At 58.3% G+C, this 18177-nt stretch carries 19 protein-coding genes and 1 tRNA gene (1 of these 20 cut by a window edge); 12 read left to right on the forward strand and 8 right to left on the reverse strand.

Annotated elements, in window-relative coordinates:
* Window positions 1–407, reverse strand: the 5' end (the start) of a protein-coding gene (msrP, locus tag ACR3EG_RS18100; RefSeq protein WP_480497152.1) for a protein-methionine-sulfoxide reductase catalytic subunit MsrP. It extends 505 nt beyond the left edge of the window; only the first 407 of its 912 coding nucleotides appear in the window; the start codon lies at window positions 405–407; the stop codon falls past the left edge of the window.
* Between the two features lie 367 nt (window positions 408–774).
* On the opposite strand from msrP, the gene ACR3EG_RS18105 reads away from it, so the two are divergent.
* From ACR3EG_RS18105 to ACR3EG_RS18115, 3 genes are all read left to right on the forward strand, one after another.
* Window positions 775–966, forward strand: coding sequence for a hypothetical protein (locus ACR3EG_RS18105; protein WP_209195667.1), 192 nt, complete (start codon window positions 775–777; stop codon window positions 964–966).
* Window positions 967–1253: 287 nt separating this feature from the next.
* Window positions 1254–2069 carry a cyclase family protein gene (locus tag ACR3EG_RS18110; RefSeq protein ID WP_480497151.1) on the forward strand — a complete coding sequence of 272 codons (816 nt, stop codon included), beginning with the start codon at window positions 1254–1256 and terminating at the stop codon, window positions 2067–2069.
* A gap of 131 nt (window positions 2070–2200) precedes the next feature.
* Window positions 2201–2962 (forward strand): class I SAM-dependent methyltransferase, encoded by a 762-nt coding sequence (locus tag ACR3EG_RS18115; RefSeq protein ID WP_480497150.1) that lies wholly within the window; start codon window positions 2201–2203, stop codon window positions 2960–2962.
* Window positions 2963–3089: 127 nt separating this feature from the next.
* Here ACR3EG_RS18115 and clpB read toward each other — a convergent pair whose 3' ends face one another.
* On the reverse strand, window positions 3090–5708 hold the full coding sequence (clpB, locus tag ACR3EG_RS18120; RefSeq protein WP_480497149.1) for an ATP-dependent chaperone ClpB: 2619 nt from the start codon (window positions 5706–5708) through the stop codon (window positions 3090–3092).
* A 126-nt stretch (window positions 5709–5834) separates the two neighbouring features.
* Window positions 5835–6167: a hypothetical protein gene (locus ACR3EG_RS18125; RefSeq protein WP_480501824.1), complete on the reverse strand. Its 333-nt coding sequence runs from the start codon at window positions 6165–6167 to the stop codon at window positions 5835–5837.
* A gap of 131 nt (window positions 6168–6298) precedes the next feature.
* On the opposite strand from ACR3EG_RS18125, the gene pyrF reads away from it, so the two are divergent.
* Both pyrF and ACR3EG_RS18135 read left to right on the forward strand, forming a co-directional pair.
* A complete protein-coding gene (gene pyrF / locus ACR3EG_RS18130; RefSeq protein WP_480497147.1) occupies window positions 6299–7003 on the forward strand; it encodes an orotidine-5'-phosphate decarboxylase in 705 nt (234 codons plus the stop codon).
* 349 nt (window positions 7004–7352) lie between these two features.
* On the forward strand, window positions 7353–8606 hold the full coding sequence (locus ACR3EG_RS18135; protein WP_480497146.1) for a DNA polymerase IV: 1254 nt from the start codon (window positions 7353–7355) through the stop codon (window positions 8604–8606).
* A 2-nt stretch (window positions 8607–8608) separates the two neighbouring features.
* Here the strand turns inward: ACR3EG_RS18135 and ACR3EG_RS18140 are convergent, their stop codons facing one another.
* Window positions 8609–9466 (reverse strand): N-formylglutamate amidohydrolase, encoded by an 858-nt coding sequence (locus tag ACR3EG_RS18140; RefSeq protein WP_480497145.1) that lies wholly within the window; start codon window positions 9464–9466, stop codon window positions 8609–8611.
* Between the two features lie 149 nt (window positions 9467–9615).
* On the opposite strand from ACR3EG_RS18140, the gene ACR3EG_RS18145 reads away from it, so the two are divergent.
* The 7 genes from ACR3EG_RS18145 (at window position 9616) to ACR3EG_RS18175 (ending at window position 13335) form a co-directional block, all read left to right on the forward strand.
* Window positions 9616–9690, forward strand: a tRNA-Val gene (locus tag ACR3EG_RS18145).
* 91 nt (window positions 9691–9781) lie between these two features.
* The gene (gene ykgO / locus ACR3EG_RS18150) at window positions 9782–9907 is read left to right on the forward strand and encodes a type B 50S ribosomal protein L36 (RefSeq protein ID WP_008755722.1); all 126 of its coding nucleotides are present in this window, start codon (window positions 9782–9784) and stop codon (window positions 9905–9907) included.
* A 203-nt stretch (window positions 9908–10110) separates the two neighbouring features.
* Complete coding sequence (locus tag ACR3EG_RS18155; protein WP_170356035.1) at window positions 10111–10512, forward strand: DM13 domain-containing protein; 402 nt, start codon at window positions 10111–10113, stop codon at window positions 10510–10512.
* A 78-nt stretch (window positions 10513–10590) separates the two neighbouring features.
* The gene (locus ACR3EG_RS18160) at window positions 10591–10968 is read left to right on the forward strand and encodes a hypothetical protein (RefSeq protein ID WP_480497144.1); all 378 of its coding nucleotides are present in this window, start codon (window positions 10591–10593) and stop codon (window positions 10966–10968) included.
* Window positions 10969–11136: 168 nt separating this feature from the next.
* Window positions 11137–12153, forward strand: a complete 1017-nt coding sequence (locus ACR3EG_RS18165; protein ID WP_480497143.1) for an extracellular solute-binding protein — start codon at window positions 11137–11139, stop codon at window positions 12151–12153.
* 112 nt (window positions 12154–12265) lie between these two features.
* Window positions 12266–12820, forward strand: a complete 555-nt coding sequence (locus ACR3EG_RS18170) for a helix-turn-helix domain-containing protein (protein WP_480497142.1) — start codon at window positions 12266–12268, stop codon at window positions 12818–12820.
* Complete coding sequence (locus ACR3EG_RS18175; protein ID WP_480497141.1) at window positions 12817–13335, forward strand: N-acetyltransferase family protein; 519 nt, start codon at window positions 12817–12819, stop codon at window positions 13333–13335. The genes ACR3EG_RS18170 and ACR3EG_RS18175 overlap by 4 nt, the downstream gene beginning before the upstream one ends.
* On the opposite strand, the gene ACR3EG_RS18180 is transcribed toward ACR3EG_RS18175, so the two are convergent.
* Genes ACR3EG_RS18180 through ACR3EG_RS18195 form a run of 4 tightly spaced genes read right to left on the reverse strand, consistent with a single transcriptional unit; the run spans window position 13332 to window position 18093 of the window.
* A complete protein-coding gene (locus ACR3EG_RS18180; protein ID WP_480545886.1) occupies window positions 13332–14147 on the reverse strand; it encodes a response regulator in 816 nt (271 codons plus the stop codon). The genes ACR3EG_RS18175 and ACR3EG_RS18180 overlap by 4 nt on opposite strands.
* Entirely contained in the window at window positions 14147–15391 is a 1245-nt protein-coding gene (locus tag ACR3EG_RS18185) for a molybdopterin molybdotransferase MoeA (protein WP_480497139.1), read from the reverse strand. Before ACR3EG_RS18185 ends, ACR3EG_RS18180 begins: the two co-directional genes overlap by 1 nt.
* Window positions 15384–15869 (reverse strand): plastocyanin/azurin family copper-binding protein, encoded by a 486-nt coding sequence (locus ACR3EG_RS18190; RefSeq protein ID WP_480497138.1) that lies wholly within the window; start codon window positions 15867–15869, stop codon window positions 15384–15386. Before ACR3EG_RS18190 ends, ACR3EG_RS18185 begins: the two co-directional genes overlap by 8 nt.
* A 16-nt stretch (window positions 15870–15885) precedes the next feature.
* Complete coding sequence (locus ACR3EG_RS18195; RefSeq protein ID WP_480497137.1) at window positions 15886–18093, reverse strand: HEAT repeat domain-containing protein; 2208 nt, start codon at window positions 18091–18093, stop codon at window positions 15886–15888.
* Window positions 18094–18177 lie beyond the last annotated feature (84 nt).

Here is an 18177-nt window from a genome sequence, read left to right on the forward strand (position 1 = left end):
AGTTCGAACCCGTTCCAGGGAACAACCATCGACCAAGCCTCGACACACCGGAACCGATAGATACGCTCCTCGACTGTCATCTCGGACATTATGTCTTTGAAGTCGTATTCACCGGGGCGGTCCACCAGTCCATCAATCTGAACGCTCCAGGGTTCGGTGACCAGCGTGTGGGCGTATTTCGCAGGATCATCCTTGCGGGTGCCGAACTCGTAGTAATTGTTGTAGGACGTGATCTCTTCCCAGGTGTTGGGCACCAGACCCTCGGCCGTCTCTTCGGCCGTACCTTTCTGCGCTATCCCCGCCAGGCCGACACCCGCGAGCCCGGCCATGACCTGCCGCCGGTTCATGAACATCGCCCTTGGGGTGACATCCGCATGTGTCAGTGTATTGGTCCAGCGACGCGCCATCTCTGTCTCCGTGATCGTTCTTTGTTAATTGTCAGTTAGTGCGCTCTTAGCACAGGACCAAGGCAACATGCGTCACGATTGGGAGACGAGGCTGTAACGAACCATCGGGCGGCGCAACCAAGGCTCAATACAATACTAAACGTCTAATCATTCATAAACTTTGGCTAAACGTAGCCGCTTTTTCATACGAAATGTACATTTAACCCAACAGAACCTAGCGTCACCCTTGATATTGGCGCTAGCCAACCCGCAGCCCAGCCGCTTAAGTTTTCCCAAGGCGTGAAGGGACGGAGTTGAGATCACCCCAAGGCTGATCACGCAGATAGCGCCACAAAAAAGACGACGATATGATCGGAAAGGACGAGACATGAAAATGAAATTGGTAGCTGGCCTGTCGCTGGCTCTGTTCATCGCGGCATGCGCCGAAAAAGAGACCTACCCAATCTCTGGATGCGACTCGAATGAGACATTCCCTGTGACTTGCGAAGAAATTGGTGAGGATACCAATCTCGATGAGAACAACGCACAAGACCTGAATGCGTTGCCGAGCGGCACCTAAGATTTCCGATCCTTTGGCCCCTCTGGGTCATGCACGTATTCAAGAGCCCGCCATTCGGCGGGCTCTTGTCGTTTGCGGTCATTGCAATAAGTTGTTCGTTAGATGCAACGCTAACCAAAACGCACAGAACCGATCACGGTGAGTTGAAGCATCGTTCCCCGAAACACTGCACCCTCTCCGACCGCTATCTTTACAACTGCTTCTCGCAAAATGCAGTCTGATCCGAAGGGGTCTGGTAGGGATCCTTCGAAACCCGACAACCGGGACAGCCGAAAGGGAGAAGACAAATGTGTGACATCTGTGTGATGAACGCGGTCAAGGACCGGATGCTTTCAAGGCGGAGTTTCTTCAAAGCCGCCGCGGCCTCGGGCGTTGCAGTGGCAGCAACCAGCGCAACTGCGCCAATGGCGATGGCTGCCGGACACGGCACGGTCGAAGACATGACCCACACGATCAGCCCTGACTTTCCCACCTATTTTGGTGAGCCCGGCTACGCGTCCGAACAACTGTTCAATTTTGGCGACCACGGCTTCAACCTGCAACGCATGACTGTAAACGAGCACACCGGAACTCATATTGATGCGCCATTGCATTTCTCGGCGGATGGGGCAGCGGTGGACGAAATCCCGGTTACAGATCTCGTGGCACCGCTTTGTGTTGTCGATATCGCTGCGCGGGCGGCCGAAGATGCCGATACTCTACTGACCCCGGACGATCTGAAGGCGTGGATGGCAACCCACGGAGATATTCCAGACGGCGCCTGCGTTGCCCTATTCTCTGGCTGGGCCGCCAAAGTCGACAGTGACGCCTACCGCGGATTTGACGGGCAGGCACAGCACTATCCCGGCTTTCATGTCGAAGCCGCTCAGATGCTGATCGAGGAAACGGGCGCGCGGTCGTTGGCTTCAGACACACTATCGCTGGATCACGGAATGTCGGCTGACTTTGCCACCCACTACGCGTGGCTGCCGACGGGCCGTTTCGGGATCGAAAACATCGCTGGATTGGACCGCGTCCCCGCTTCGGGCGCAACGCTGGTTATCGGAGCGCCAAAGCACAAAGGCGGCACAGGCGGACCCGCGCGCATTTTCGCGATGGTTTGAATGATAACGGTCGAAAAGGATCGAGTTCCCGATCCTTTTCGTCACCGCCAATAAGCGGGTCTTGAACATCGAATAAACCTGCCACAAAGTCCGGACTGCAACTCCAATCCCAGACATGTGGAAACCACGATATGATCACGACCGAGCGGATGATGAAGGCAACTGCCCTGCCTGAAGTGTCCGGACTATCCTTCGACGCGTTTTCCCAAAACGATCTGGTCAATCTGATCATGCAAAGGTCAGAGATCATTCATGACCAACCCCGCTCCGGCAGGATTAACCGCGCCTGGGCCGCCGGAAATCCCGAACCCGCCCTATCGCTTGTGCGGGATCACGGAACCGATCTGGCGCGCCGCGCTGCCGCAATTATCTATTTAGAGTATCTGGAACTTCGGGATACGATACAAAGCCTCGCTCCGTCATCGATTGCAGATATCGGCTGTGGTTATGCTATGTTCGATCTGTTTTTGTGGCAGGACCACAAGTGTCACCTGAACCTGATTGATTTAGAAACTACTACAGAACGGCATTTCGGATACGCGGAATCCGGTGCGGCCTATTCCAATTTGTCTGTCGCGCGTTCGTTCCTGATGGAAAACGGCGTCCGCACCGGCGACATCACCTGCCTGAATCCCGGTTCAGACGAACTCTCATCAATCGGCACAGTTGATCTGGCGATGAGTTTTATCTCGTGCGGCTTCCACTATCCCGCGCAGACCTACGCAGGTATTTTTCGCGACGTGGTCGAAGACGACGGTGCCGTCATTCTCGACGTGAGAACCCGCAAACTCCGCGAAGGTTCTGCATTTCTGGAAACTTTGGGTCAGGTTTCTTTACTTGTGGATGCGGCGCAAGGTGGTGCGAAACGGCTAATTGTCCGAAAAGGCCCGTAGGTTTATTGCGTGGGCAGCTTTGGCGCTTAGGCGCGAAAGAAAACGATCGTTTATCTGAGCAACAAAACACATGCTTTCGCAAACGAAAAAGACCTACCGAATGGGTAGGTCTTTTAGGGCTTAAAGCTCAGTGCACGACCGCATCATCAGGACGTGGCCGATCAGACGTTCCCAACCGGTCGCCAATAATAAGGCCGTCTGAGCCCGAAGTAACCGGGACGGTCTCACCATCCTTGATCTCACCAGCCAGCAATGCTTCGGCCAGAGGGTTCTGAAGCGCGCGTTGGATCACACGTTTCAGCGGACGGGCACCAAAGACCGGGTCATAGCCTTCATCGGCCAGCCATTGCTTGGCACCATCGTCCAGCGCCAGCTCGATCTTGCGGGCGGCCAGACGTTTTTGCAGACGCGCCATCTGGATATCGACGATGCCATCCATGTCGGCCCGCTTGAGCCGGTCAAAGATGATCGTCTCATCCAGACGGTTGAGGAATTCGGGCCGGAAATGGGCCCGGACCGCATCCATCACATCGCGCCGCGCCTGCGCGCTGTCTGCGCCTTCGGGCAACTGGCTGAGCGCCTGAGACCCAAGGTTCGACGTCAGGATAATCAGCGTCTGCTTGAAGTCGACAGTGCGGCCCTGACCATCGGTCAAAACGCCATCGTCCAGAACCTGCAACAGCACGTTAAACACGTCCGGGTGTGCTTTTTCGACCTCGTCAAACAGCACGACCTGATAGGGCCTGCGCCGCACGGCTTCGGTCAGTACACCGCCTTCATCATAGCCCACATAGCCCGGAGGGGCACCGATCAGACGGGCAACCGCGTGTTTCTCCATGAACTCGGACATGTCGATTCGAACCATCGCGTTGTCGTCGTCGAACAGGAAGTTCGCCACGGCTTTGGTCAGCTCGGTCTTACCCACACCGGTCGGCCCGAGGAACAGGAACGAGCCCAAGGGGCGGTTCTCATCATTCAGACCGGCCCGCGCACGGCGCACGGCGTTTGCGACGGCAGTGACGGCGGCATCCTGACCAATCACGCGGGAATGCAGATCGTCTTCCATCCGCAGCAGTTTTTCGCGCTCACCTTCCAGCATCTTGGCTGTCGGGATACCCGTCCAGCGTTCGACAACGGATGCGATCTGAGCAGGCCGCACGGTTTCTTCGGCCATCATCGCATTGCTTTCGGCGTTCTCAGCGTCTGTCAGCTTTTTCTCAAGCTCGGGGATGACGCCATAGGACAGCTCACCCGCCTTGGCCAGATTGCCCTCACGCTTGGCGATTTCCAGATCGGCCCGCGCCTTGTCGAGCTGTTCTTTCAGATCCCGCGCACCTGCCAGCTTATCACGCTCGGCCTGCCACTGGGCGGTCATCTCGGCAGACTGCTCCTGCAGATCGGCCAGGTCCTTTTGCAAAGTTTCCAGACGGTCTTTCGAGGCCGCGTCATCTTCCAGCTTCAGCGCCTCTTCCTCGATCTGCATCTGCAGGATCTGGCGATCCAACTGGTCGAGTTCTTCGGGCTTCGAATCCACCTCCATCCGCAGACGCGACGCGGCTTCATCGACAAGGTCGATCGCCTTGTCGGGCAGGAACCGGTCGGTGATATAGCGGTGCGACAGGGTCGCAGCCGACACCAGCGCCGAGTCGGAAATGCGCACACCATGGTGCAGCTCATACTTTTCCTTGATGCCGCGCAGGATGCTGATCGTATCCTCGACTGTTGGCTCCTGCACCAATACGGGCTGGAAGCGACGCGCGAGGGCTGCGTCTTTTTCGACGTATTTGCGGTATTCGTCCAGCGTGGTTGCGCCGATACAATGCAGCTCACCCCGTGCAAGCGCAGGCTTGATCAGGTTGGCCGCATCCATTGCGCCGTCGGATTTACCAGCACCAACCAGCGTGTGCATCTCATCAATGAACAGGATGATCTCACCCGCCGCTTCGGTCACTTCGGTCAGCACAGCCTTAAGGCGTTCTTCGAACTCACCCCGGTATTTCGCGCCGGCAATCAGCGCGCCCATGTCCAGCGCCAGCAGCTTTTTGTCCTTCAGCGATTCCGGCACGTCGCCATTGACGATGCGCAGGGCCATGCCCTCGGCAATCGCGGTTTTACCCACGCCGGGCTCACCGATCAGAACAGGGTTGTTCTTGGTCCGTCGCGACAGAACCTGCATCGAGCGGCGGATTTCCTCATCCCGTCCGATGATCGGGTCGATCTTGCCCTCGGCTGCCGCCTCGGTCAGGTCGCGCGCATATTTTTTTAGCGCGTCATAGCCTTCTTCCGCCGACGCGGTGTCGGCAGTGCGGCCTTTGCGGATATCGTTGATCGCCTCGTTCAGTTTCTGGGCGGTGACGGCGCCATCTTCCAACGCCACCTTGGCTTTCGATTTCACCATGCACAGCGCCATAAGAATGCGCTCGACCGGGACAAAGCTGTCGCCTGCCTTGGTCGCGATTTTCTCGGCCTCGTCCAAGACTTTGGCAGTCTGGCCGTCCAGATAGACCTGTCCTGTATCGCCTTTGACCTTTGGAATACGCGCCATCGAGGCATCAAGCGCATTCACGACACGGCTGGGCGCACCACCGGCCCGCGTGATCAGGTTGCTGGCCAATCCCTGATCGTCATCCATCAATGCTTTCAGCAAATGTTCCGGCGTCAGACGCTGATGCTCTTCCCGCATCGCAATAGTCTGCGCCGCTTGCACGAAACCCCGTGCCCGCTCGGTGAACTTGTTCAAGTCCATAGTCTTCTCCTTTTCCAAGCGCCCTGTTTTGATGCGCCCGCTTGGCGGCACGCTTCTGATCTGGGCCTCACATTCAATCTGGGAAATATCTGTCCCGGTTCAAGAGGTCGAAACGCTATTTCCGCCCTACCTGCGCGGAACTGAATAGACAGTGTATCCCCCGGTTTCAGCCACTTCTCGCGCGCCATACATCTGGACCAGAGATTGCGCCGGTTCACCACCTGTTGGACAGGATACCAGATCAGCGGCATCATCCAGAAAATCAATTGTAAACGCAGTCTCACCTGTGATCTGACAATCATCATCGGTCGAACGATAGCCCCGCAAAAGCCGCAGGTTGTCGTTTGAGGGAGTCCTTACGACCGTGTCAGCGGCCTCGGTTTCCAATGGCATATCCTGACATCCTGTCAGCAATACGATGATTACGGCGGGTGCAAACTGTTTCACTTTGAATTCCATTCCTTCAATCCGCGCACATTATACCACATCCGGTAAATCCTGCCGTAACCTGAATCACCTACTCGTCCCACATGGACAGAACCTTGCAAACCCGCTAGGACGCAGACGTTTGCCAAAAACGGAGCGCCCCCATGTCCGACGACCGCCTGATCGTAGCCCTAGATGTCCCCAACGCCCTGCAGGGTCTGGCCATGGCCGAGAGGCTGGGCGACAGCGTCTCTTTCTACAAGATTGGTTTGGGCATGCTTACAGGCGGCGGGCTGGCACTGGCCAATGAGCTGAAACAGGATCACGGCAAGCGCATCTTTCTGGATATGAAACTGTTCGACATCGGCAATACCGTCGAAAACGCGGTACGTGGGTTGGCGCAGTTCGATCTGGATTTCCTGACCGTCCATGGCGACCCCCACGTAGTGCGTGCCGCGAAAGAGGGTGCCTCGGGCAAGGACCTGAAAATCCTCGCTGTGACCATTCTGACCTCGCTGAACCGCGATGATCTGGATGCCAGCCTGTTGAAGGCTGGCGACGTGCAGGAACTGGTCGTCGAACGCGCGGCAAAGGCGCTTGAGGCCGGGGCAGATGGTGTCATCGCCAGCCCGCAAGAGGCCGCGCTGATCCGGGCCTTGCCACAGGCCAAAGGTCGCCTGATTGTGACCCCAGGTGTGCGCCCGGCAGGTGCTGCGCTTGGCGATCAAAAACGCGTCGCCACCCCAGCGACCGCGATCGGTGACGGTGCGGATCACATCGTGGTCGGCCGCCCAATCTATCAATCTGACGACCCGAAAGCCGCCGCCGAGGCGGTTCTTGCCGAGTTAAATTCCTTGACACGGCACTAATCGCGGACGTCAGAAACCGCTGAAAAACCCGGTTTTTGTCAGCCAAATAGTTGACCTAGCGTAACTTTTAATGAAAACCGCGCCAAATCGTCCCTGTGCCCGAAAACACACATGAAAACTGCCTGTTTTCCTTGTGTGAACTCGATCCTATCGAAACCACTGATTTTCAGCGAATCTGGTCCCGTGATACTCCCCGCGGACCATCTCTTCCTGAGGTCCGTCACCTCCCCCCGCAACGCGCGGGGGGTCTTCTTTTCCATCAAACAACCACGCGGCGGGGTTTTTCTTGACCAATTGGGTGGTATATTCAAACCCCGCGAATTGATCGAATGAGAGACGGGAACACCGCATGCCCGGTCTGTGCCGAGACTGCCTGACCACTGTGACGGACGACCGCCGCTGCCCTGCCTGCGGTAGTCCGCGTATCAAGACGCATCCTGAACTGTTTGATCTGACCATCGCGCATATGGATTGCGATGCGTTCTACGCTTCGGTCGAGAAACGCGACAACCCTGAACTTGCCGACAAACCCGTCATTATTGGCGGTGGGAAACGCGGCGTCGTGTCGACGGCCTGCTATGTGGCGCGTATTCGCGGAGTACGTTCAGCGATGCCCATGTTCAAAGCCCTGCAACTTTGCCCCGATGCTGTGGTCATCAAACCCCGCATGTCGGTCTATGCGGAAGTCTCGCGTCAGATTCGGGCGATGATGGACGAGTTGACCCCAGTCGTCGAACCTCTGTCATTGGACGAGGCGTTCATGGACCTGTCCGGCACCCAGCGACTGCACAGCGCACCACCCGCAGTGATGCTGGCGCGCCTTGTGAATCGGATGAAGGATGAGCTGGGCGTGACTGGTTCAATCGGGCTTTCACATAACAAATTCCTCGCCAAGGTCGCATCCGACCTCGACAAACCACGTGGCTTTTCCGTAATCGGCGAGGCCGAGACCGCTTCGTTTCTGCACGACAAGCCCGTCCGGCTGATCTGGGGTATCGGACCAGCTGCACAAGAATCGCTCGAACGCGCAGGGATTCGTACATTCTCGGACCTGTTGCGCTGGGATCAGGAGGCCCTGACAGCCAGATTCGGCGCGATGGGGTATCGGTTGTGGCATCTGGCCCGAGGACAGGACAAGCGCCGCGTTTCTGCCCATGAACCGATGAAGTCCATCAGCAATGAGACCACCTTTTTCGAAGACACGGCCAGCCTGGACATACTTGATGGTCATCTGTGGCGCATGTCCGAAAAGGTGGCGGATCGTGCCAAGGCCAAAAGTCTGGCTGGCAGGGTCGTGACCCTCAAGCTGAAGAAAGCCAATCACAAGATTATCACCCGCCGTATCTCGTTACGTGACGCGACGCAGATTGCCGATCGCATTTACCGCACGGCCCGCAGTTTGTTCGATCAGGTCGGAGATCAGGGGCCCTATCGCTTGCTTGGATGTGGTTTGTCGGATTTGTGCCCAGAGGATCAGGCCGATATCACGGGCGACTTGCTGGACCCCGGCGCAGCGCAGCGGTCGCAGGCCGAACGCGCCACGGATGAAATCCGTCGCAGATTCGGACATGATGCTATCTTGAAGGGGCGCTCTTTGCGCTGATCTTATTCGGCCGCAAGGCGCAGAGGCTCTTCACCGATCAACGCAATTTCGCCAATGACCTGCCGCAACAGCTCGCGAAAGGCGGTGAAATTCCCGTTTGGCTCAATCCGAGTTTCATCCATGTAAAGCGAACGGTCTATTTCGATCTGCACCGCGTGCTGATCGCGCGCGGGTCGACCATAGGTCTGCGTCACATACGCCCCAGCAAACGGTGCGTTTCGCGCCACTGTCAGACCAGCGGCCACAAACGCGGCTTCGATACGGTCCACGACTTCGCCAGAGGCTGCGGCGCCAAACCTGTCCCCTAACACAATCTGAGGGCGTGAATTTGCGGTGCCGGCCATGGCCACAGCTTCGTGCGGCATCGAATGGCAATCCACAAGAATCGCCTGCCCGAACGCCTTGTGCGATTCGGCCAGCAATGCCTTGAGTCGCGTGTGATATGGTCGCCAACAGGTGTCGATGCGCAGCCGCGCCTCGTCCATTGTCAGCTTACCGCGATAAATCGCGCGACCATTCGCAACCACCCGGGGGATTACGCCAAGCCCCGAGGACACGCGCGGATTGTGCCCCTGCCGACGCGCGCCTTCCACAAGCGCCGGATCCAACTCCTCGGCACTGCGGTTAAGATCCAGATAAGCCCTTGGCTTTGTCGCGGAAATCAGCGGCGCTCCAAAATCCGAAGCGGGTGCGAACAACTGATCCACGAACGCATCCTCCGACGATCGAATCACGTCGCGGCTAAGAATGGTCCGCTCCATCAGCCCCCGAGGGTAGTTCCGGCCGCTATGCGGAGAAGCAAAGACCACACAAGACGTGCGCTTGGCAGGCATATCCAATACATAGGCGGCGTTCGGCATGGTGGCTCCTTGGTTCGGTCTGAACATAGACCGGAAAATAGTTATACCAAACCCCTTGAACCCCTTTGCGACTCCTTTTATAGACCCCGCTACCGGCGCGGGGTTCCGCGCCCCATTTCGTTATGGGGCAGGGCACGCAAAGGTAAAGTGGGCGGTTAGCTCAGCGGTAGAGCACTTCGTTGACATCGAAGGGGTCACAAGTTCGATCCTTGTACCGCCCACCATGATTTCACTGTTCCGGGGCTCCGGGACACCCGATTAACCCAGGCGCTGGCCACGTCTTTGATGAAGGCGCCGCAGATTGGAGACAGACCCATGAAGGTCAAGAACTCGCTCCGCTCGCTCAAGAACCGGCACCGTGATTGCCGCATTGTGCGTCGCAAAGGCCGCGTCTACGTGATCAACAAGACGCAGCGCAAGTTCAAAGCTCGCCAGGGCTAAGAACTGCACAAATCGAATTCAGGGAAACCGCGCCGTTTGGGTGCGGTTTTTTTGTTTTCAAATCGCATGTTGCGTTGATTACCCGCTTAGCTGGTCGCTTGCATGTTTCAGATACTCACATTCCCTCGACGCGATGTGAGTTGGCAGCGCCCCCTTTGTCTGCGCAGCATCCTGCAGTCGCAGAATGAGATAGGGAATTCGCTATGACAATCAAACGCCGCCAATTCGTACAGCTGGGGCTTGCTTCGGCAGCCGCTCTGACACTGGGAACACCTTCTGTATTTGCTGCAGGCAAGGAACGCACCGGCAGCCTTTCCGGCCGCAGCGGCTATAAGGTGAAGGGGACGGTTTCCGTTTCCGGCGACACCGTCACGCTCAAAAGCGATTATGTCTTCGACCCCAGCAAGAACCCGCCAGATATCAAAATCGGCTTTGGCAACGGCGAGAAATACGCGAAGGGCTCCAAGATTCACGACAAGCTGACCGTGAAAAAGGGCGAAGCCTCATTCAAGATCCCTTCGGGCATCGATGTCTCCAAATACAACGAGCTGTATATCTATTGTGAGAAATTCACTGTGATTCTGGCTGTCGCGCCACTCAGCTAAATCTCGGCTTGCGCTGTTTGAAATCCGCCTGCATGCGCGGGCGGGTTTCTTTTTTGCCCGGCATTGCGGAGGGCGAACATGTACAGTCAGGATTCCTTTTTCGATCTGTCTGCTTGGGGACAGGTCGGGCTTGTCTTCATCAGCCTCACTCTGTTTCTGATGATGGTGCTTTTGGCACGGCGCTGCCTGAGACGTTTGCCGATATGGGCAAGGTTTCTGGGGGCGCTGATCCTTTTCTGGGTGTTCGTATGGGCCTCGCCGCAGGTTTACTACATGTATTATCGCATGATCATTCCGGATTTGCCGCTGCAATGGGTCATCTGGCCACCCAAAGACGCCCTCATCCCTTTTGAAATGCTATTTTTCTCGCACCAGCAAAACCTCAGCGCGCATGGGCAGGGCATACTCGGATGGGCCATTATTCTGGCCGCTGTTTTGCAACGTAGGCACCCTTGACGCCTTTCGGAGGTTCCCCACGTCAAGGTCAGTGCGTTGCACCTTTCCAGCAGCGACCATTTTGACCAACTAATTTTGTCAGTTTTTCTTGCATCCCCGCCAGAATCGTTTAATTGACCAAATCAGTCGGGTAATTACCCGCCACGACATTCAAAGTTGGGACACATGATGCTGAAATCCTCCACTTGTATTGCTGCCGCTCTGACGGCCCTTATTGCGACCTCTGCCGCGGCTGAGGGCGAGCTGAACCTCTATTCCTCGCGTCATTATGACACCGACGAACGCCTTTATTCGGATTTTGAAGAGGCCACTGGCATCACGATCAACCGTATCGAAGGCAAGGCTGATGAGCTGATCGCCCGAATGGAAGCCGAAGGTGCGAACTCACCTGCCGATATCCTGCTGACCGTCGATACTTCTCGCCTTGCCCGCGCCAAGAACGCAGGCATCCTGCAAGCGATCGACAGCGCGGTTCTGGAAGAGCGTATCCCTGCCAACCTGCAGGACGAAGACAACCAGTGGTATGGTTTCTCGCAACGCGCGCGGATTATCTTCTTTGACAAAGCCGACGTCGCGAACGCGCCCGCAAACTATCTGGACCTTGCCAAGCCAGAATACAAAGGTCTGGTCTGCATCCGGTCGTCCAGCAACACCTATAACCAAACCCTGCTTGCTGCGATCATCACCAACCATGGCGCCGAAACCGCAAAAACCTGGGCCGAAGGCGTTGTCGCCAACATGGCACGTGACCCCCAGGGCGGTGACACCGATCAGCTGCGCGGGATTGTCTCGGGTGAATGCGAAATTGCCGTTTCCAACTCTTACTACTTCGCCCGTGCACTGCGTAAAGACGTGAAGGGCCTGAGCGCGGATATCGACATGATCGGCATTCAGTTTCCCGCACAAGATGCGGAAGGCGCCCATATGAACTTGTCAGGTGCGGGTATCGCAGCCCATGCGCCGAACAAAGAGAACGCAGTGAAGTTCCTTGAATACCTCGCAGGCGAGCAGGCACAGGTCTACTTCTCGAACGGCAATGATGAATTCCCCGCTGTCGAAGGTGTCGCACTGGCCGACAACGTCGCTTCGCTGGGTGAGTTCAAAGCGGATACGGTGAACCTGTCCGAAGTTGCCAAGAACATCCCCGAAGCGCAAAAGATCTTCAACGAAGTTGGCTGGCAATAATCCTCTAGACCAGACAACGGGAAAGGGCGCGGTTTTCCGCGCTCTTTTTTGTTGTATTGGAATAAAAATCGTCAATAATCTCATAAAAGGAAATGTTTCTCATATTTGATAAATGCTGGATGATCTCTCGAATCGCCTCGCCAACCGATTAAACGAGCTGCGCCTGATGCGCGGTTGGTCCTTGGACCAATTGGCAGAACGCAGCTCGGTCAGCCGCGCCACTTTATCCCGGCTCGAAAAAGGGGGCGTGAGTCCGACCGCAGAAACGCTCGGCCGGTTGTGTGCCGCCTACGGTTTGCCCATGTCGCGCCTGTTGATGATGGTGGAAGACAGCTTTGCGCCACGGGTTCCCTTGGAACGTCAACCTGAATGGCGCGACCCTGAAACCGGGTTCACGCGCCGGTCGGTTTCGCCTCCGGCCACCGGTTTGAGCGGTGAGGTCATGGAGGGGCACCTGCCGTCTTCGACAGTTATCACCTATGACGCACCCCCGAAGCCGGGACAGGAACACCATCTGATCATGCTGGACGGCGCTTTGACGCTAACAGTGGACGGCGTGGCGCACGACCTGACGGCCGGAGATTGCCTGCGCTATCACCTTTCCGGTTCGACCCGGTTTGAAACCTCATCCAAGCGCGGTGCGCGTTACTTGATGGTGCTGATATGATCGAACGTTTGAGCTCATTAGATCTGGACGGCGCATTGGACGATTTGACGGGTATTCTGCACGCCTGTGTGCATGACGGTGCCAGCGTAGGGTTCATCCTGCCCTTCGCACCTGATCAAGCGCGCGCCTATTGGCTAAACCATGTATGGTCTGGTGTTGCCGAGAACGAGCTGGATCTATTTGTGGTCCGCAACGCCCAGCATGTCTTGGGGACGGTTCAACTGATCCCGGCCAAAATGCCGAACCAACCGCACCGGGCCGATGTCGCTAAACTGCTGGTGCATCCGAATGCTCGCCGCCAAGGACTGGGCCGCGCTTTGATGGCCGCCTTGGAAGAGCGCTCTGCTCAACTCGGTCGCAATGTGTTGGTTCTGGACACGCGCAGTTCAGACCCGTCGCTGCGACTGTATCAAAGCCTTGGCTTCCAGATCGCCGGCGAGATTCCGAACTATTGCCGCAACCCGTTCGATGACCGGCTGGAACCCACAACGTTCATGTACAAAAACCTGCACTAGGCGCTGTTTTTCCGGACATTTGCGGCAAAGCAATAGCCGATCCCGTGAACGGTCTTGATAAAGGCCGGCGCGGCGGGATCAGCTTCGATTTTCTTTCGCAGACGCATGATATGGACGTCGATTGTCCGGTCTCCGACGACGATGTCTCGCCCGCGCGCCTTGTCCAGCAACTGATCGCGCGAGAACACCACATGAGGATTGGTAACAAAGGCCAACAGCACCTCGAATTCGGTGGTGGTCAGTGGTGTGGCCTCGGGCGCGCCCGACGCGATCAGGGTCCGCTCGTTCACGTTCAGCACCCAGTCCCCGAAGGTGATCGTTTGAGATTCGGCCCCGTTAGTGGGTTTGTCGTCAGGTTTTGACCGACGCAGAACGGTACGGATGCGGGCCAGAACCTCGCGCGCCTCGAACGGTTTGGTGATGTAGTCATCCGCCCCAAATTCCAGCCCGACGACCCGGTCGAAAATCTCATCCCGGCCGGAGACCACGATAATTGGAATGTTCGAGTTCATCCGCAACTCGCGCGTGATGTCGAATCCGTTGCGGCCGGGCAATCCGATATCCAGCAGGATCAGATCAACCTCGGCCCGCGCCAGAACGGCATCCATGGCATCGCCATCTGCCACACACGTGACTGCGCAGCCCTGCTTTTCAAGGTAGCGCTGCAGAAAAGACGTGATCTGCGGGTCGTCATCGACCACAAGGATATGTTCTTGAACCATATTCGAGTCCGGGCGGGCATAGTGGGCTGGCGCGGAACTGTTGTAGCCGCAGCCGCCCGACACTTGCAAGAACGAGCTCTGCCCCGGCATCAGAACCGCAGGAAAGACAAGCTATGCCCTTGCGGCAAGGCTTCGGTTTCCGCAGGGATCACCGCCAGCCCATCCGACTGCGCCAACAGCGCAACACGTCCGCTGTAGGACGCCGCCATCAGGCGCAGACGCGGTGTTCCGTCAGGCTCTGCCCCCTCGATCACAACGGGTCGGTATTCCTGACGACCGGCCCGGCGGCTCAGTGGCTCGGACAGAACCGCTTGTTCCGGGGTCTGAGACGCGTGATGCAAACCGGCGCGCCGCGCCATCATGTGCGATCCAACAATCTGCCATGTGACATAGGCCGAAACCGGATTGCCCGGCAGCCCAACATAAAGCGCATCCCCGCGCCGCCCGAACATTATCGGCTTGCCCGGTTTCATCGCCACTTTCATCACATCCGGCTTGCCGCCGATGGCCTCGAACAGACGCGGCATGTGGTCTTCATCTCCGACCGATACGCCGCCCGTGGTAATGATCAGATCAGAGCTGTCGCAAGCCTCTCGCAGCACCTGTTCCAGCTTGGCGGGGTTGTCCTCGACCGGGCCTTTGTCGGTCAGGGCGATCCACGGCTTGTCCAGCAGCGCCCGAAGCATATAGCGGTTCGAGTTGTAGATCTGCCCCGGTCCCAACGCCTCGCCGGGTTGTTGCAGCTCGCTACCGGTGGAAAAGATCGTGACTTTCAGCTTGCGATAAACCGTGACCTCGCCATAGCCGGACGATGCCAGCGCGGCGGCCTCGCGCGCCGTGATCTCACAACCACGGCGCAGGATCGGGGCGCCAGCCTTCAGGTCTTCGCCGACACGGCGGATGTGCTGGCCGGGCTTGGGGCGGCGCGAGAACCGAATGCCTTGGGCGGTGACATCACAATCTTCCTGCATCAAAATGGCGTCGAAATCCGGTGGGACCGGCGCGCCGGTAAAGATCCGCAGCGCACTGCCCACAGGAGCGTCATGTGCGCCGCTATCCCCGGCAGCGATCCGTCCCGCGACGGGCAGTTCAAACAGCGGACCATCGCCCAAATCGGCAGTGCGCACCGCATAGCCATCCATGGCCGAGTTATCAAAAGCGGGCATATCCACCTTGCTGGTGCAATCCTCGGCCAGCACCCGCCCAATAGCGTCAATCAGCGGCAGGGTTTCCGTTTCCGTGATCGGGTCGGCCACCGACAGGCCCTTGGTCAGGGCCTGGGAAACCGTCAGAAACATATGAGCCTGCCGATCGCAGGCGCAGCCATCAGCCATTTTGAGCCTCCAGATATGTAAAGAGTTCCTCGAACTCCGCGCGCTCCGCCTCGCCCAGATTGGGCAGGTGGGCGCGGGCGTCCTCGAGATTTGCGTTTGGGTCGCCCACCACCAGCAGCATAACCATGCCGTGCCGGCCATGAACGCGGCAGCGAATGCCATAGACACCCTCATGCTCGAAGGTCAGATCCAGCTCGGGCTTGCCGCGAATTTCGAAACTGCGTGCGTCCTCGGGGATCATCGGACGGATGGATGTCACCGTGTGCCGCCCAGTCGAGCCCTTGAACCGCACCGTGGAACCAGCGGGCACTTGCAGGAACTTGGGTTCGAATCGAAACGCATGAGCCGGGGTGTCTGCATTCAGGTCGATGATCTGGTGAACGACGGCAACCTCGGGAAGGTCATCGGCATACAGCGCGGGAGCAATGGTCATTGCGCCCGCCAATATCGCTGCAGCCAGTTTCAGCGAAATGCTCATTTGTCCCTCCGGGCAGTCAGGCTGCCCGTGCAGGTTCCCCCAACAGATCAGCCAATGCGTTAATCATCACTGGCCATTGCGCGCGGCGGTCTTCGTCGCGCAGTTCGGCCAGCAGTTCGCGGCCAATGGACACGATCGCAGGGGTGCTGTCCTTGACATAGGTCACTATCCGCTGCTCGGGGTTGGCCAGCATGAAGGGTACGATGGCCGCCCCTGCCTGATCCGGCGCGGTTTCCGACAGCAGCCGCATGGCTGCCTGACGGACAGGGGCCGAGACATCATCCAACAGGCTGCGCGCCACGTCAGGCGTGCCGTCCCATCGGGTCAGGATATGCATGGCGTCGATGCGGAACGGCGTATCGCCGGTTTTCACCATCGCACGCAGCTTACCCCGCAGCGCATCCTGAGGCGGCAGATCCGCCTGTTGCAGCAGCTTCAATGCTTGCAGAGAAAGCGCGGAGTCCGTGTGCGACAACCCCTTGGTGATCAGATCGACCAGCTGGCCCTGATCCAGTTCGGCCCCATGGCGCGCGACGGCTACACCCAGCGCGGCAAAAGCCTGCTGCGCGATTTCGGTTTCCGGGTCTTGCGCAATCTGCGCCAGCATGACCTGCATTCCCTTGACCTCGCCCAACAGGCGGATGGCGGACATGCGGGTTTCACGCTGCAGCGCATCGGCATCATCATCCAGTGCCACGCGGCGGCGTTTGGGGTGGCGGGTCGCCTTGGCCAGCAGCGCCTGTTCGCGCGGAGTCAGGGGTTGCACCTCATCCTCTTGCGCTTCCTGAGTCATCTCGGCGGCAATCGCGTCATGTCCCAGAATCGCTCCGAGGCTTGAGGTCGGGCCATTCTCGCCGCCCTCGGACACATCCAACCCAGCCTCTTCCAGCGCGGCGATATCGGTTTGCGGGGTCTCTTCTTCTGCGGCTTCGTCGGCAGCCACAGGCATCGGGGCCAGTGCAAAAGACAGCAGCAACTCGCGCCCTTGTTGCTGGTTCACATGCGGACGGTCGGCATCCGTGACGATCATCGCCAGCGACGCAACGGCCTTCAACCGCACTGACCGGAAGGGCGCGCGGCAGGCGCGTTGCAGCCATTCTGCCGCCTCACGAAGGGGCGAGTTCGCCAGTGCATCGACGATGGCCCATTGCAGGCGCTCGGCCTTGAGGTCATCGGCATCGACCGAGAAAAGCGCATTCAGGCGATCCGCCACCAATTCCGGAGCCAGCGCCGCCAGCAGGCCTAGCGCCTGCGCGGACACTTCGGGCTGTTGACCGGTGGCGAGGAAATCCAGCACTTGCCAGCGCAGATCATCCTGATCGGTAATCGGCGTGGTGCGATCCAACCGCTCAATCAGCGCCAGTTGCACCTTGGCACCGGGGTCGCGCATCATGCGGTCCAGCAGCTCGGGTTCCGAGAACCCAGCCTGCACCAGCGCCGCGATGCGGATGTCCTCGACCGCGTCCGTCAGCGCCTGTTCGACCAGCGCGGCATCGTTTGGCATCAGTGCTTCATACGCGATCAGGCGCACGGCCCCGTCCTTGTCAGTGGTGGCTTTAAGCAGGATCGCTTCGGCCTCGGCCCCACCGATTGCGGCGAGGGTCTGCAAGGCACGATGGCGCAGGCGGCGGTTCGAGGATTGGGTGAAAACGCCCAGCGTCGGCACTGATGCCTCGCCAATCCGGCCCAGCGCCTCACACGCCACATCGCCCAGTTCCTGACCGTCTTCGTCCATCAGGGCCATGACTATGGGTTCGATAGCCGCCACGTCGCCCATCCGGCCCAGCGCCTTGATCGAAGCGATCTGCGTGTCCAGCCAATCGTCCCATTCGTCCTGGTGTAGCTCGTCCTCGTCCCACGTGATCTCATCCCCGCGTCCAGTGACGAGGGTGCGCAGGTAAGGCGCTGCGTCTTCGGATTTCAACTCGGCCAGAGCGGTGACGCAGGCCAGTTTTACCTCGCCACACGGATCGTGGATCAGGTTTTCCAGCAGTTGAGGTGCTGCGTCCTGAACGCCCAGCGCGCCCAGCGCTTGAGCGGCGTCCTGCCGGACGTCTTCGTCGTCATCCAACAACGCTTCGACCAAAGCCAGGCTATTAGCGGCGCCAATGGCACTTAGGGCCTGAATGGCGCGCAGGCGGATCACGTCATATTCGGATTTTGCGTAGTCAGAGAACAGGCTGGTGGCCTCATCACGCAGGGCGGTATCGGAATGCATGTTCATATCGGGTCTGCCATGTTTTGCGGTTGGGCGGGGTTGGGTGAAAGTGGAAGGCAGATTTCCCAACCGATACCTGCCTTCCAGTTG

The organism is Ruegeria sp. AM7, from assembly GCF_056535965.1.

Bases quoted from the DNA above. Each gene is read 5' to 3' on its own strand.
- ACR3EG_RS18185 (WP_480497139.1), bottom strand. From the start codon at position 15,391: ATGGCTGATGGCTGCGCCTGCGATCGGCAGGCTCATATGTTTCTGACG.
- ACR3EG_RS18175 (WP_480497141.1), top strand. From the start codon at position 12,817: ATGATCGAACGTTTGAGCTCATTAGATCTGGACGGCGCATTGGACGAT.
- ACR3EG_RS18110 (WP_480497151.1), top strand. From the start codon at position 1,254: ATGTGTGACATCTGTGTGATGAACGCGGTCAAGGACCGGATGCTTTCA.
- ACR3EG_RS18180 (WP_480545886.1), bottom strand. From the start codon at position 14,147: ATGCCGGGGCAGAGCTCGTTCTTGCAAGTGTCGGGCGGCTGCGGCTAC.
- pyrF (WP_480497147.1), top strand. From the start codon at position 6,299: ATGTCCGACGACCGCCTGATCGTAGCCCTAGATGTCCCCAACGCCCTG.
- ACR3EG_RS18135 (WP_480497146.1), top strand. From the start codon at position 7,353: ATGCCCGGTCTGTGCCGAGACTGCCTGACCACTGTGACGGACGACCGC.
- ACR3EG_RS18140 (WP_480497145.1), bottom strand. From the start codon at position 9,466: ATGCCGAACGCCGCCTATGTATTGGATATGCCTGCCAAGCGCACGTCT.
- ACR3EG_RS18125 (WP_480501824.1), bottom strand. From the start codon at position 6,167: ATGGAATTCAAAGTGAAACAGTTTGCACCCGCCGTAATCATCGTATTG.
- ACR3EG_RS18115 (WP_480497150.1), top strand. From the start codon at position 2,201: ATGATCACGACCGAGCGGATGATGAAGGCAACTGCCCTGCCTGAAGTG.
- ACR3EG_RS18155 (WP_170356035.1), top strand. From the start codon at position 10,111: ATGACAATCAAACGCCGCCAATTCGTACAGCTGGGGCTTGCTTCGGCA.
- ACR3EG_RS18105 (WP_209195667.1), top strand. From the start codon at position 775: ATGAAAATGAAATTGGTAGCTGGCCTGTCGCTGGCTCTGTTCATCGCG.
- clpB (WP_480497149.1), bottom strand. From the start codon at position 5,708: ATGGACTTGAACAAGTTCACCGAGCGGGCACGGGGTTTCGTGCAAGCG.
- ACR3EG_RS18195 (WP_480497137.1), bottom strand. From the start codon at position 18,093: ATGAACATGCATTCCGATACCGCCCTGCGTGATGAGGCCACCAGCCTG.
- ACR3EG_RS18170 (WP_480497142.1), top strand. From the start codon at position 12,266: ATGCTGGATGATCTCTCGAATCGCCTCGCCAACCGATTAAACGAGCTG.
- ACR3EG_RS18165 (WP_480497143.1), top strand. From the start codon at position 11,137: ATGCTGAAATCCTCCACTTGTATTGCTGCCGCTCTGACGGCCCTTATT.
- ykgO (WP_008755722.1), top strand. From the start codon at position 9,782: ATGAAGGTCAAGAACTCGCTCCGCTCGCTCAAGAACCGGCACCGTGAT.
- ACR3EG_RS18190 (WP_480497138.1), bottom strand. From the start codon at position 15,869: ATGAGCATTTCGCTGAAACTGGCTGCAGCGATATTGGCGGGCGCAATG.
- ACR3EG_RS18160 (WP_480497144.1), top strand. From the start codon at position 10,591: ATGTACAGTCAGGATTCCTTTTTCGATCTGTCTGCTTGGGGACAGGTC.